This is a genomic window from Micromonospora sp. NPDC048905, from assembly GCF_040649655.1.
Classification (GTDB): domain Bacteria; phylum Actinomycetota; class Actinomycetes; order Mycobacteriales; family Micromonosporaceae; genus Micromonospora.
The window spans coordinates 397,195-410,853 of sequence record NZ_JBEZFV010000006.1 but is presented as its reverse complement, the minus strand read 5'-3'; the positions used below and the strand labels follow the sequence as shown (position 1 = coordinate 410,853).

The following is a 13,659-nucleotide window of genomic DNA, read 5'->3' as shown; positions in this document are numbered from 1 at the left end:
GCAGGTTGAGATGGGCGGATGACCATCCGCCGAGTGACCGCCGACGAGCGTCTCACCACCAGCTTCCCGCTGGCCGCGTACGCCTTCGAGTCGTCGCCGCTTGGTGCCGCCCGGACCGAGGAGTTCCGCGACTACCTGGCCTACAACCAGGGCAACCGGACTTTGATCACCGAGGAGGACGGCGTCACCCTGGCCGCCGCCTCGTCCATCCCGATGCGACAGAACCTGCGCGGGGCGGTGTTGCCGATGGCGGGCGTCGCCGGGGTCGCCACCCACCCGTTGGCCCGCCGGCAGGGGCACGTGCGGGCGCTGCTGCACCAACTCCTCGACGAGGTACGCGACGAGGGGCACTCCCTCAGCGCGCTCTACCCGTTCCGGCCCAGCTTCTACGCCCGGTTCGGCTACGTCGGGTTACCCAAGGCGCGCAGGGCCACCTTCGCCCCAGACCACCTGGGCTCGCTGCTGCGCGCGGACCTGCCCGGTGAGGTGAGTTGGGAACGCATCGGCGTCGGCTATCCGGCGTGGCGCGCGTTCACCGAGCGCTGCCTGCGGGAGCGGCACGGTTTCGCGCTCTTCCCGGACTACCGGGCGGACGGGATGCGCGACCGGGACGAGTACTGGCTGCTCACCGCCCGCGTCGACGGTGAGGTCACCGGCGCGGTGACCTACCGGATCGACGAGCACGGCGGCACACTGCACGGCAACGAGCTGCTGGTCAGCGATCCGCTCGCGCGCATGTTGCTGTTGCAGTTCTTCGCCCGGCACGTCGACCAGGTCGAGCGGATCACCGTCCAGGTTCCGCCGGACGAGCTGCCCGAGCTGTGGTTGACCGACCTGGACGTGCACGTCGAGGCACGGACAGCCGTGCCGGGTTCGTCCGCCCCGATGGCCCGGCTGTTGTCGCTTGACGCGTTGCGCGGGCTGCCGGCCGGCCCCGGTCGGGTGCGGGTCGAGCTGACCGGGGACCGCTGGCTGGCCGGCACCCATCTGCTGGACGGCACCAGCGGCGCCCTGGAGCTGACCGCCGACACCGCCGGCCGCGCGCCGTCCGCCACCCTCACGGCGGCCGGGCTCTCCGCCCTGGCGTACGGGGTGCTGGATCCTGCCGAGCTGCCGTTGCGGGACCTGGGTGTGGTGCCGGTGGACGCCGCCGCGGAGCTGCGCAGCATCTTCCCGCGCCGGGTGCCGTACGTCTTCGCCGACTTCTGAGCCTTCCTCACAACCGGGTTTGTCGCCCCGGCGAGCGTGGGTACCGTCCCGCGAATGCCGGAGTGGTTACAGGCGGGTGGGTGGGGGCTGCTGGCCGGATCGGCGCTGCTGGTCGGGGCGGCGGTCGGTTGGTTCGCCCGGGTGCCGCAGCGCGTCATCGCGTCGATCATGGCGTTCGGGGCGGGGGTGCTGCTCTCCGCCGTGTCGTTCGAGCTGATCGCCGAGGCACACGCGCAGGGCGGGCTGCTGCCCACCGCGCTCGGCGCGGGCGGCGGTGCGCTTGTCTACACCCTGGCCAACCTGGCCCTCGCCCGGCACGGCGCGCGGCACCGGAAGCGCTCCGGCGACCAGCAGCCCTCCGAGGGCGAGCAGCCCGGCTCGGGGTCGGCGATCGCGGTGGGCGCGCTGCTGGACGGCGTACCAGAATCCGTGGTGATCGGCGCGAGCCTGCTCGGCGGTGGCACGGTCAGCCTGGTCACGGTGGCGGCGGTCTTCCTCAGCAACGTTCCGGAGGGGCTGTCCAGCGCGGCCGGCATGCGCCAGGCCGGCCGGTCCCGGCGGTACGTCTTCCTCCTCTGGGTCGGGATCGCCCTGATCAGCGGGGTGGCCGCACTGCTCGGCAACACGTTGCTGGGCGGTGCGCCGCCGGAGGTGCTGGCCGGAATCACGGCGCTGGCGGCCGGGGCGATCCTCGCCATGATCACCGACACCATGGTCCCGGAGGCGTTCGAGAACGCCCACCTGCTTGTCGGTCTCATCACGGTCGCCGGTTTCCTGACCGCGTTCGCTCTCTCCCACGCCTGACCGCCGGCCCCGCCTTAACCAGGCATTAATCCCGCACGGTGGATTCGTCGCGACGCCGGTGCGACTCCTAGCATCACCTGGTGCGCATGATGTCGCTTGCCGCTCTGCTCGTCCTCGGTGTCGCCACCGCGACCCTGCCCGCCTGCGCGCCCACCGAGCCGGCCCCCGCCTTCGAACCCGGCGCGTCCGCCTCGCCGGTGGCCACGCCAACCACGGCCCCGACCCAGGCACCGCAGACCCGCGACGGTCTCGGCGGCCCAGGGGCCAGCGCGAGCCCGAAACCCGCCGCGAAGGTGCTCGCGGCCGGCAACCCGAACGGCAGGGCCACCGTGCCGGCCGAGGCACGGGCGGTGGACACCTCGAAGCCGACCCGGACCATCGGCACCGGCACCCCGGCGAGCTGCACCTCCGCGGCGGTCGTGAAGGCCGTCGCTGCCGGCGGTGTCATCACGTTCAACTGCGGACCCGCCCCGGTGACGATCAAGATGACCGCCACCGCGAAGGTCCGCAACGCCAACGGGCCGAAGATCGTGCTGGACGGCGGCGGCAAGGTCACCCTGAGCGGCCAGGGGCAACGCCGCATCCTCTATATGAACACCTGCGACGAGGCCCAGGGCTTCACCACCTCGCACTGCCAGAACCAGGACCACCCGCAGCTCACCGTGCAGAACCTCACCTTCGCCGACGGCAACTCCACAGGCGAGAAGGCCGAGGGCGGCGGCGGTGGGGCGATCTTCGTTCGCGGCGGGCGGTTCAAGGTGGTCAACTCGCGCTTCGTCCGCAACCGCTGCGACCGCACCGGCCCCGACCTGGGCGGCGCGGCCATCCGGGTGCTCAGCCAGTTCGAGAACAAGCCGGTGTACGTCGTGAGCAGCACCTTCGGCGGCGCGTCCGGCCAGGGTGGCTCCTGCTCGAACGGGGGCGCGTTGAGCAGCATCGGCGTCTCCTGGGTGGTGCTGAACAGCGTGCTCAGCCACAACGAGGCGATCGGCAGCGGCGCCAACCCGGCCAAGTCCGGCACGCCCGGCGGCGGCAGCGGCGGCGCGATCTACTGCGACGGCAACGAGTTCACCGTACGGATCGCCGGCACGATCATCGAGAACAACAAGGCCAACGAGGGCGGCGGCGCGGTCTTCTTCGTCAGCAACAACCGCACGGGCACGATGAGGATCGAAAGCTCGACCCTGCGCCGCAATCCCAGCGGACAGTTCGAGACCCGAGGCTTTCCCGGCATCTTCTTCCTGGGCGCCCAGAACCCCACGGTGACCAACTCCAAGCTCTCCTGACCGAGGGGGTCAGTAGGGGTTCCCCTCGCCGGGCGGGCGGGCGTGCAGGAGAGCGGCGGGGCGGCCGGGCAGGTCCCGTGCGCCGGACATCGGTGGGCTCGGCGTGTGGTCGCCGTCGGCCATCCCGGCGAAGAGTTCCTTGAGCGCCGTCAGCGCACTGATCTTGGGCTGCCAGCCCAGCTCGGTCTCCGCGCGCTCGCTGGACATCAGCGGGGCGTTCAGACCCAGCTCCACCCAGCCCGCGTCCACCGGTTGCAGGCGCGCCCGCCAGGTCAGCGCCGCCGCTGCCCGCAGCACCGGCGCGGCGACCGGCACCGTCCAACCGTGGAAGTGCCGGGCCACCAGCTCCGGGGTGAGCACCGGGTCCGCGGCGACGTTGAAAGCGCCGCGCACATCACTCATGACCGCCCGGGCGTACGCGTCGGCCACGTCGTCGGCGTGCACCGCCTGCATCCGCAACCGGCGGTTCGTCGGGACCAGCGGGATCCGGCCGAACCGCAACAGCCGCACCGGCGCCAGCGGGCCGAGAAAGTAGCGGGTGATCTCCGCACCGGCGGCCCGCTGGAAGATCAGCCCGGGTCGCATCCGCACCACCCGCAACGTCGGGTGATCACGCTCGATCCGGTTCAGCACCGCCTCCACCTCGGCCTTGTGCTCGCTGTACGACGAGCCGGGCACCCCGGTGGCCGGCCACCGCTCACTGATCGGGTGGTCCTTCGGACCCGGGGCGTAGGTGCCGACCGACGAGGCGTACACCAACGCCGGCACACCGGCCCGGATCACCGCGTCGAACACCGCCTGGCTGCCCTCGACGTTGGTCCGCCGCAGCACCCGCTGATCGTGGCTGGGCTGGATCTGCCAGGCCAGGTGCACCACCGCGTCCGCACCCGCGAACACCTCGGCGAGCTGCTCCGCCGCGCCCGGCGCACCAATGTCGCAGGAGTGCCATTGGACCTGGTCGTACGGCTCACCGGCATCCGGGCCGGGCAACCGCCGGACCACCCCGGCCAGTTCCACGTCCCGCTCCTGGCGCAGACGCCGCAGCACCGCCGTACCGACATTGCCGCTCGCACCCACCACCACGATCCGCATGCTCGACCCCGTACCCGCCCAGCGGCCGCTCAATCGCCCACGCCGCCCTCGCGGACGGCCGCGCGGGCGACGAGCTCCCGATCCGCGCCTCGCCGGCGGCCCCGCGGCTTGATCCACGGCCCCACGCGGTTTGATCCACGGCCCCACGCGGCTTGATCCACTCGGCTTCCGGAAAGTCGCGGTGTCACCGCGGGCAGGACAGCCCGGTTTCCGGCATCCCGAGTCGATCAAGGGCGAGCGCTACCCCGCCGACGCGTCGCTCGCCGCACTGGACCGGAAAGCACGCGAGGTGGCGCTGCTCTCCACGAGGATCAGACGAGCAGCTGCCGACCTACCTCCGGAGGACGCGCCGTCGCCACGCCGATCGAACCAACCGTCCGCACACACCCCAGGAGACGACGACGATGATTCCCGACGACGATCCCACCCGCTCGCTGACCGTGGCGAACCCCGACGATCCCGACACGACCTACATCTCCCTGGTGGGCAACACCTACGGCATGTTGATCACGGGCGAGCAGACCAACGGCGCGTACTGCCTGATCGACATGCGCATCCCCGACGGCGGCGGCCCGCCGCCGCACCGGCACGACTTCGAGGAGATGTTCACGATCCTCGAGGGCGAGATCGAGTTCACCTTCCGCGGCGAGAAGCACGTCGTGCGGGCCGGCTCCACGATCAACATCCCGGCCAACGCGCCGCACAACTTCCGCAACACCTCCGGCGCGCCGGCCCACATGCTCTGTATGTGCACCCCGGCCGGGCAGGACGAGTACTTCACCCGCATCGGCGACGTCGTCGCGGGCAAGGACGGACCGCCGCCGCAGCTCTCACCGGACGAACTCGCCGAACGCCGCCGCCGCTCCGTCGAGCTGGCCTCGGCCTACCGCAGCGAGTTCCTGTGACCAGCCAACCGCCGGCGCTCTGACGATATCGAGCCGGGAAGCAGCCGTCGTACTGACTGCGGAAGGGGTCCGAGCCGCCTGTGCGCGGCTGGGACCCCTCGCTGGACGGCCTGCGCCTTCCCCGTGGTAGGCCGCCTGGGACTCGAACCCAGAACCTAAGGATTAAAAGTCCTCAGCTCTGCCATTGAGCTAACGGCCCTCTGCGCCTCAGGCTACCCGACCACCTGCGCCCGGGTTGATGTCCGCCCCCGCCCTGACGAGCGATGCTGATCTACGCCCGCCACGACTCTTGAGCGGTGCTGACCGGCGGCTGAGGTTAGGCCTACTCGCTGCCGGACGCCAGCCAGGTGACGATGAACGGCGCGGCGGCAGCCACCAGACCGCCGACGAAGGCAACCACACTGGTGGCGACCCCGATCCGGCGTCGCCACGAGCGTCGGTCCGAAGTCCACCGCAGGTAGGCGAGCGCCGCAGCACCGAACAGAACTCCTCCGAGCATGAACCAGGGACCCCAGAACATCGCGTACCAGCGGAGTTCGGTGGTCATCGTCTCGCCCTTGATCAGGGCGCTCAGTCCGAAGCCGACGAACGTGCCGCCGTGCGCCAGCAGCAGAGCAGAGGCGCCCGAGCTGGGTACGAGCAGCAGCCAGTTCGGCACCCGCCGCTTCGCCACCACCGGCACCCACTGCGGAAACACCAGGCCGAACGGACGCACGAGCGCCAGACCCAGAACGACGCCGAACAGCTCCAGCACCACTGTCATCCACAGAGCCGCGAAGAGCATCCGGTCGCCCTGCGCGTGCAGGTCCTTGATCCCCTCGGAGAGGGTCGCGAGTCCGACGCTGCCGCCGAGGGCCCAGTAGATGCCGCGGATGGCGAACAGCAGTGCCCAGATCGCGGCGGCGTAACCCGCCCAGACCGGTCTACGGCGAGTAGGAGTCTCAGTGCCAGCCATCAACTGAGTCATCGACCAGGTACCGACCTTCCGTCCGCGCTTTCATCCTCGTGGCTCCGACAACGGGCAGCATGATCGATCACCGCAGATGCGCTCATCGTGATTCGATCACCGAGCATACGGAGAACGTCACTCATCGTGGTGCCGGTCGATCCGCTCCACCGCCAGCAGGGCGGCGACCTGTCGGACCGGTCTCTCATGACCGGTCGGCGGCCGGGGCCGAGGTCTCGGCAGCCCGCGTCTGCCGGGGCCAGATGGTGTGGCTTCCATCCACCGAGGTAGCTGGGCCGGGCCGGTTGGCGGCGTACGCCTTCCGGCCAGGAGTCACGCGCCGTCGGTGGCGGGCAGCACACTCGTCGCCGCGTCCCGTGCCGGGGCTGACGCAGTTATCCTCGTCAGGTGCTCGTCCGCGTGCGGCGCGTTGACACGAGTCCGGCATTTCGAAGGGACTATCGACATGCCCCGTGTGGTATCGGCGGTCATCCGCGCACTCGACATCCTCGAACTGTTCCTGGACCATCCCCAACTGTCGGCCCGCCAGGTGATGGAGCGGCTCGACCTGCCCCGCACCACCGTCCACGAACTGCTCGTCACGCTGGAGGCCCGCTCGTACCTGATCTCCGTCCCGGGCCAGCCGGTGCAGTATCGGCTCGGCATGCCGCTTTTTCAGCTCGGCGCGGCGTTCTCCGGCCGTCTTGACCTGGTCCGCGAGGCGCAGTGCGTCGCGCGGGACGTGGCCGCCGCGTGCGACGAGGCGGTCCACGTGGCCGTGCTCGACGGCGCCAATGTCATCTACCTCGTCAAGTTCGACAGCACGCACCCGGTCCGGATGGTCTCCGCGGTCGGGCGGCGGCTGCCGGCGCACTGCACCGCGGTCGGCAAGATCCTGCTGTCGGGCCTCGACCAGGCGGCTCTGGACGAAGTCCTGAAGGGTGACCTGCCGGGCATGACGCCGGACAGCATCACCGACCCGGACCGCCTGCGCGCCCACCTCGACCAGGTCCGGGCGGAGAGCGTCGCGGTCGACGTCGGCGAGTCGGACAGCGCCATGCGCTGCGTCGCCGCGGCCATCCGAGATCATTCCGGTACGACCATCGCCGGGATGAGCCTGTCCGCGCCGATCATCCGCTGGACGCCCCAGGCGCACGTGCGGTGGACCGGGCTGGTTCGTGAGGGTGCCGCCGCGCTGTCCGCCCGGATGGGCTACCGGGCTCAGCCTCGATAGCCAGCCTCGCGCTTTCGGTTCGAAACACCATCGAAACATTGACACTCGTCACAATCCTGCTCTAGCGTCGCGACCACTCGATGCGGTATCTCGAACTCAGTTCGAAATCTCGAACGGTGGTGGTCCCGTGGCCCGGCCGAACGTGAACGTCAGCGCCACCTCCTCGGCCCGGTCGCCGATCACCTCCACTTCGGCGCGTCACCCGGCGAGCGGCATGCGACATCTCTCCCGCGGTCGCCGACCAGAGACACACCTTGGAGCACGAGCATCGCACTGTTCGCCATGAGCTCCTTCGGCGTCCGGCGGTGCCGAAACGAAGGAGGCGAACGTCCATGCAGGACAACCCGGCGTGGTCCCGGCGCGGCTTTCTCGGGATGGGGGTGGGGGTGCTCGGCGCGGCCGGCCTGGCCGCCTGTGGAGGCACCTCCGAGTCACCAAGCAAGGTGCAGCCGGAAGTGCCGCAGGAGCTGATCGACGCCGCGGCGGCGATGAAGGGCTCCTCGATGGGGATGCTGTCGCAGAAGTTGTATTCGACGGCGGCGAACGAAGCTCTCGACAGCTCGATCAAGAAGTTCGCCGACAGCACCGGTACGAAGATCGAGAACAGTCTGGTCCAGGCCGACGCCGGCGACGTGGTGGCCAAGATCGATGCCGAGGTCAAGGGTGGAGTCGCCCGTGACCTGGCGTTCATGACCGACTCCCGGTTCGTCGCGCAGTTCCAGGCGCTGGGCGACCTGGAGGACGTGACGGACGTCGTCCAGGCGCTGACCGCGAAGTACGGCGAACCCTGCGCCGAGGCCAAGAACTTCTGCGTCTTCGACGGCAAGTGGTTCGCCATCCCGTACCACTTCATCGGGATCGGGTCGTTCCTGCGCAAGGACTGGATGCAGGACAAGGGCATCTCCCCCAAGGACATCTACAGCTGGGAGGAGCTGCGAGACCTGTGCCTGGAGATCTCCGATCCGGCCAAGCGCCGGTTCGGCTGGGGCATGACGGTGAACCGGTCCGGTGACGGCAACGGCATGATCGAGGCACTGATCAACGCCTACGGCGGGTCGATCGCCGCCAATGACGGCCGGAAGGTCACGTTCGACTCCCCCGAGACAGTGCAGGCAGTCACCTTCCTGGGCGACATCTACACCAATGCCAAGTACAAGCCGATGTTGCCGCCCGGGGTGGCCAGCTGGACCGACACCAGCAACAACGAGAACTGGCTCGCCGGGGTCCTCGGTTACACCCGCAACCAGTTCAGCGTCTACGCGGACTCCCGGACCAAGAAGAACCCGGTGCACGCGAACACCCACGTGTTCTCCGACTGCATCGGGCCGGCGACCGACAATCCGCTGCTGCTCGGCCAGTCGCAGGGCTTCGTCGTGTTCAAGGGTGCCAAGAATCCGGCGCTCGCCAAGCTCCTGGCGCAGTACCTGGTCAGCGCTCCCGCGCTGCTCGGGGTGGCGAAGGAAGCGCCCGGCCTGGTGATGCCCGCCTGGCAGAAGGTCTGGGATGCCGACCCGTTCTTCACGAGCGGCGACCCGGCGTTCCCCATGCTGCGCAGGATCACCGAACTGAAGCTGCCGCTGAACACGAAGAACGGCCTGGCCTTCCCGCAGAAGGCCAGCGCGGGCCAGCAGGCGGTGGGGTCGGCCTACGTCCTCACCGACATGATGCAGCAGGTCGTGCAGGGAGCGGCGCCGGCGCAGGCCGTGACGGCCGCCCACGCGAAGATGGTGCAGATCTTCAACCAGCAGGGGCTGCCGCAGTGAGGTCGGTCCGTCCTGCGCGGGTCCCGGCGGCGACGAATACCCGGCCGCCGGGATCCGGCTCTCTCACCGCGACCCAGCGGCGGCTGGGTCGTGACTGGCGGCTGGGTGCGCTGTTCCTGGCACCCATGGCCGTACTGGTCGGCGGTCTCGTTCTCGTGCCGATCGTCCGGTCGATCATCACCAGCACCACGGAACGGCACGGGCAGGACTCCGTGTTCGTCGGCCTGGACAACTACCTCGCCCTCGCCGGCGACGAGCAGTTCCACACCGGCGTGGTGAACTCGTTCGTCTTCACCGCGTATGCCGAGGTCTTCAAGGTCGTGCTGGGGTTGGCCGCGGCCCTGCTGCTGCACCATCGACGCCGCGGGCGGGCCGTGCTCGCCGGGCTGCTCCTGCTGCCGTGGGTGGTGCCGACGGTGGTGACGGCGTTCAGTTGGCGCGCGCTGCTCGACCCGATCTTCGGCAGCGTCAACATTCTGCTCACCGCCTCGGGGATCGGGCCGCTGCTGGCCAGCGCGCACCTGGTCGACAGCTGGCCGGCGGGCTGGTTGTCCGACCCGTCGCTGGCCATGCCGTCGGTCATCCTCGTCAACGTCTGGAAGGGGGTGCCGTTCTTCACCGTCTGTTTCCTGGCGGGGTTGAAGGCGATCCCGGCGGACCTGTACGAGGCGGCGACCATCGACGGCGCCTCGGCGTGGCAGCGGTTCCGAAACGTGACGCTGCCCGGACTGCGCCACGTGATCACGGTGACGGTGACCCTGTCGTCGATCTGGACGTTCAACAACTTCGACCTCGTCTGGTTGCTGACGCAGGGTGGCCCGGGCGACGTGACCGCGCCGTACGTGCTCGTCGCCTACTCGAAGGCGATCCTGCAACTCCAGTACGGCGCGGGTGCGGCGGTCACGCTCGTCATGCTGCCGATCATCGGCGGGCTGGTGTTCGTCCTGGTCCGGTTGCTGCGCCAGGACACCAACATCAAGCTGCCCCGCCGACGCCGGACAGCGCGGTGGATCGGGACACAACGGTGGGCTCCGACGGCGCGCAAGGCCCTGCCGTGGGTCGTCGCCGCGCTGGTCACCGGTCTGCTGGCCTGGGCGTCACCGAAGATCTTCTGGAAGGCGGCGGTGGTCCTCGGGGTGATCCTGCTGATCGCTGCGGCGGTCGGCCGGGTGGTCTCGACCCTCCAGTCCCGAGGCGGTCGCCGGTCGTCGTCAGTGGTGTCGGGCCTGGGTTCCTGGGTCGCGCTGGCCGGGTTGCTCTTCTTCGTGCTGGGTCCGCTGTACTGGATCGCCGTCACGGCCTTCAAGTCCGAGGGCCAGGTCGTCATGCGTACCGACGATTTGTGGCCGACGCCGTGGACGCTCGAGCAGTTCGGCGCCCTGTTCGACAACCAGCCGTTCGGCCGCTGGTACCTCAACACCCTGCTGGTGTCCGTGGCGTCCACCGCGGTGGCACTTGTCTGCGCCGCACTGGCGGGGTACGCGCTGGCTCGGCTGCGGTTCCGGGGGGCGCAGGGCTTCACCGTCACGGTGCTGCTCACCTATGTGATGCCGGGCGCGCTGCTGTTCATCCCGCTGTACCAGATGCTCATCGGCGTGCGGCTCACCGACTCGCTGTGGTCCCTGGTGCTGACGTACCCGACCTTCACGCTTCCGTTCGCCACCTGGCTGCTGGTGGGCTACTTCTCGTCGATCCCCATCGAGTTGGAGGAGGCCGCGCTCGTGGACGGCTGCACCCGCGTCCAGGCGTTCGGCCGGGTGGTGCTGCCGCTGGCCAAGCCAGGGTTGCTGGCGGTCGCGCTCTTCACCCTGACCAATGCCTGGAACGAGTTCCTCTTCGCCTTCGTGTTCATCACGAAGGACGAGTACAAGACGCTCCCCGTGGGGATGCAGTCGATGATCGCCGGAGACGTGGTGCCGCAAGGACAGCTCGCCGCCGCGTCGCTGCTCGTCAGCATCCCCGTGGTGATCATGTACGCCTTCGGGCAACGCTTCCTCACCGAAGGGCTCACCGCCGGCGCGGTGAAGGGCTGATCGAGCGGACCGACGGGCCGCTGGTGTCGATCGGGCACCAGCGGCCCGGCATCGGGAACCAACGACGTGCCCCGTCGGCATCGGGTCAGGCAGTGGCGTCGGCCGGTTCGACATCTGTCGCGATCATCGAGAAAACGGCCAGGTCATGCGCCTTCTCGCCATCCCAGTCGGCCAGCCGTAGGGTGCCCTCGCGCTGGTATCCGGCCTTCTCCGCGACCCGCAGGGACGCAGTGTTGTCGAGCCGGGCGCGCAACTGGACACGTCGCATGCCGCCGTCGGTGAGCGCCCATCGACCGACCACGCGGCCCGCCGTGGTCGCATGGCCTCGGCCGCGACGACTGGCCCGTACCCCGTAGCCGATTTCGCCGCGTCCGGCCTTCCAGTCGATGTCCCGCAGCCCAATGCTGCCGACGATCTCACCATCGGCCGCGTCCACGAGAGCCAGGAGCAGCCCCTCGCCGTCCATTCGTCGGCGCACCGTCCCGGTCAGCCACTCGTTCACATCCGTGACGGTTTGCGGTGAGCCTGGCGGCAGCGCCGTCCGGTCGCCGGCCGCCACGAGCGCCGCCACCTGGGCGGCGTCCTGCGGCCCGAACTCACGAATCTCCAGACCACCCGAGGTGATCGTCACTGGTGGGAACATGGTGCGGAGCGTAGAGCCCGGTCCCCGGGTCGTCGAAGACCTTTATCCCGCCCGGGGCCGCATGGCCGCCACTCACTGCCAGGCCATGTTGATGGCCCGTTCGAAGTTGACATAGCCGGCGCGGGTGAACGCGGCCGCCATGGGCACGTTGCCCAGGTCGGTGGCGGCGCGGATGCGGGGGACGTCCTCGGCGGCGAGGATTCGGGTGCCTTCGGCGAGGAGGCCGTCGACGTACCCGTGCCCCCGGTGTTCGGGTACGACGCCGAGATAGGCGATCACCGGGTGGTAGGCGTTGCGCGCCGGGATGACGAACCCGGCCGGCTCACCGTCCTCACCCACCGTGCCGATCCGCCACCATTCGCGAGGGCTGGAGTACGTGGCGAGTTCCTCCTCGTAGTGCTTGACGGCAGCCTCGTGCGGCGACATCCGCGCCAGGTCGGTACGGCTGTGCGCATCCAGGGTGCCGTCCAGGGCGCGGGTCATCAGGGCGATCAGCTCGTCGGTGTCGAGAGCCGAACGGAAGGCCAGACGCGGATCGGGCGCGGGCAGACCGCCGTCGGGCTGCCACTGAAGGCGCAGTCGTTCGACGGTCAGGCGTGCGCCGGTGCTCTCCAGGACGCTCATCCTCGTGCGCACCGCCCGGTACGCGTCCGGGTCCTCGCGCCAGTTCGCCGGGATGAAGCGGCCGTACTCCGGTGGGTTGGCACCCGCTGGCAGGACCTGCTTCGCGGCCGTCTCGTACAGCGTCCGTGCCACCTCGGTCAGGTCGTCGGCGCCGTCGTCGACGTCGAGGATGTCCAGGAGCAGCGGGCTGCCGTCGTCGCCGCGGCCCCACCAGGCCACCCTGGCGAGCAGGCGATCCCCGTCCAGCGCCACCCACATCCACTCCGGTCGGCGGCGGTGCGCGGCCAGGTCGTCGGCGAGTTCGTGGTTGATGGTGTACGGCAGACGGTTGAACAGCGCCACCTCGTCCGGCCCGGTGATGGGACGGATCGTGACGGTGGCGGGGGTTGTGCTCATGCGGACTCGTTTCCGGTCTGGGCGTGGGTGTAGGTGAGGAACAGCGCGCCGCTGTCCAGGACGGTGTGGTCGGTCAGACGCCAGGTACGCGGTGCGAAGACGGCGTCGCGACCGAAGAGCGGGATACCGGCGCCGATGGTCAACGGGGCCAGCTTGACGATCAACTGGTCGATCTCGGGGTAGAGGGCACCGGCCAGGGCGCCGCCGCCGATCACCCAGACGTCCTTGCCGTCGTGCCGCTTCAGCTCTCGTACCGTGGCGATGGGGTCGGTGGCCAGGACCTCGACGGCCGGGTCCGGGCTGTCGCCAAGCGTGCGGGAGAACACCAGGTGGCGCAGGTGCGGGTACGCGTCGGTCACGCCGGCCCGCAGACCCACCTCGTAGGAGTGCCGCCCCTCCAGGACGGTGTCGAACCGGCTGCCCTCGTCGGTGATGCCGAACGCCTGCCGGGCCGGGCCGGGCAGGGTCTCCGGATACTCGGCGACGAGGTGGTGCAGGTAGTCGTCCGGGACGGGCCAGAATCCGTCCGGTCCGGTGGGGTCGGCACCGTCGGGACCGGCGATGAAGCCGTCCAGGGTGGCGGCGATGTAGTAGACGAGCTTGCGCACGAGCATCTCCTTGGCTGAGGCGTGTTCCTCGCTCCGACGCAGATCAGCGTGCGCGTTGACCGGCCCGTCCACAAGATCACATCTGGTAACGTGCCATAACCCTTCACTAATTCACG

The 13,659-nt window shown here is 69.7% G+C and carries 12 protein-coding genes and 1 tRNA gene; 7 read left to right on the top strand and 6 right to left on the bottom strand.

Annotation, left to right across the window (positions count from 1 at the left end; all coding sequences use genetic code 11):
• Nucleotides 1-18: 18 nt before the first annotated feature.
• The 3 genes from AB0C01_RS18880 to AB0C01_RS18870 all read left to right on the top strand — a co-directional run bounded on the left by AB0C01_RS18880 (nt 19) and on the right by AB0C01_RS18870 (nt 3,299).
• Nucleotides 19-1,209: a GNAT family N-acetyltransferase gene (locus AB0C01_RS18880; RefSeq protein ID WP_357571712.1), complete on the top strand. Its 1,191-nt coding sequence runs from the start codon at nt 19-21 to the stop codon at nt 1,207-1,209.
• Nucleotides 1,210-1,263: 54 nt separating this feature from the next.
• Nucleotides 1,264-2,013 (top strand): ZIP family zinc transporter, encoded by a 750-nt coding sequence (locus tag AB0C01_RS18875; protein WP_357571711.1) that lies wholly within the window; start codon nt 1,264-1,266, stop codon nt 2,011-2,013.
• 86 nt (nt 2,014-2,099) lie between these two features.
• Nucleotides 2,100-3,299, top strand: coding sequence for a hypothetical protein (locus AB0C01_RS18870; protein ID WP_357571752.1), 1,200 nt, complete (start codon nt 2,100-2,102; stop codon nt 3,297-3,299).
• Nucleotides 3,300-3,308: 9 nt separating this feature from the next.
• Here the strand turns inward: AB0C01_RS18870 and AB0C01_RS18865 are convergent, their stop codons facing one another.
• Nucleotides 3,309-4,391, bottom strand: coding sequence for an NAD-dependent epimerase/dehydratase family protein (locus AB0C01_RS18865; protein WP_357571710.1), 1,083 nt, complete (start codon nt 4,389-4,391; stop codon nt 3,309-3,311).
• A 404-nt stretch (nt 4,392-4,795) separates the two neighbouring features.
• Between AB0C01_RS18865 and AB0C01_RS18860 the strand changes: the two genes are divergently transcribed.
• Nucleotides 4,796-5,296 carry a cupin domain-containing protein gene (locus AB0C01_RS18860; protein ID WP_357571709.1) on the top strand — a complete coding sequence of 167 codons (501 nt, stop codon included), beginning with the start codon at nt 4,796-4,798 and terminating at the stop codon, nt 5,294-5,296.
• Nucleotides 5,297-5,420: 124 nt separating this feature from the next.
• On the opposite strand, the gene AB0C01_RS18855 is transcribed toward AB0C01_RS18860, so the two are convergent.
• Both AB0C01_RS18855 and AB0C01_RS18850 read right to left on the bottom strand, forming a co-directional pair.
• Nucleotides 5,421-5,495: transfer RNA gene (locus AB0C01_RS18855), tRNA-Lys, on the bottom strand.
• Nucleotides 5,496-5,618: 123 nt separating this feature from the next.
• Nucleotides 5,619-6,251 (bottom strand): DUF3995 domain-containing protein, encoded by a 633-nt coding sequence (locus tag AB0C01_RS18850; protein WP_357571708.1) that lies wholly within the window; start codon nt 6,249-6,251, stop codon nt 5,619-5,621.
• A 457-nt stretch (nt 6,252-6,708) separates the two neighbouring features.
• Between AB0C01_RS18850 and AB0C01_RS18845 the strand changes: the two genes are divergently transcribed.
• The 3 genes from AB0C01_RS18845 to AB0C01_RS18835 all read left to right on the top strand — a co-directional run bounded on the left by AB0C01_RS18845 (nt 6,709) and on the right by AB0C01_RS18835 (nt 11,272).
• Nucleotides 6,709-7,476: an IclR family transcriptional regulator gene (locus AB0C01_RS18845; protein WP_357243720.1), complete on the top strand. Its 768-nt coding sequence runs from the start codon at nt 6,709-6,711 to the stop codon at nt 7,474-7,476.
• A 332-nt stretch (nt 7,477-7,808) separates the two neighbouring features.
• Nucleotides 7,809-9,239 carry an extracellular solute-binding protein gene (locus AB0C01_RS18840; RefSeq protein ID WP_357243717.1) on the top strand — a complete coding sequence of 477 codons (1,431 nt, stop codon included), beginning with the start codon at nt 7,809-7,811 and terminating at the stop codon, nt 9,237-9,239.
• A 125-nt stretch (nt 9,240-9,364) separates the two neighbouring features.
• On the top strand, nt 9,365-11,272 hold the full coding sequence (locus AB0C01_RS18835) for an ABC transporter permease subunit (protein WP_357571707.1): 1,908 nt from the start codon (nt 9,365-9,367) through the stop codon (nt 11,270-11,272).
• 85 nt (nt 11,273-11,357) lie between these two features.
• On the opposite strand, the gene AB0C01_RS18830 is transcribed toward AB0C01_RS18835, so the two are convergent.
• The 3 genes from AB0C01_RS18830 to AB0C01_RS18820 form a co-directional block, all read right to left on the bottom strand.
• Complete coding sequence (locus tag AB0C01_RS18830) at nt 11,358-11,915, bottom strand: GNAT family N-acetyltransferase (protein WP_357243712.1); 558 nt, start codon at nt 11,913-11,915, stop codon at nt 11,358-11,360.
• Between the two features lie 72 nt (nt 11,916-11,987).
• On the bottom strand, nt 11,988-12,935 hold the full coding sequence (locus AB0C01_RS18825) for a GNAT family N-acetyltransferase (protein ID WP_357571706.1): 948 nt from the start codon (nt 12,933-12,935) through the stop codon (nt 11,988-11,990).
• Nucleotides 12,932-13,543 carry a dihydrofolate reductase family protein gene (locus AB0C01_RS18820; protein WP_357243706.1) on the bottom strand — a complete coding sequence of 204 codons (612 nt, stop codon included), beginning with the start codon at nt 13,541-13,543 and terminating at the stop codon, nt 12,932-12,934. Before AB0C01_RS18820 ends, AB0C01_RS18825 begins: the two co-directional genes overlap by 4 nt.
• Nucleotides 13,544-13,659: the final 116 nt, after the last annotated feature.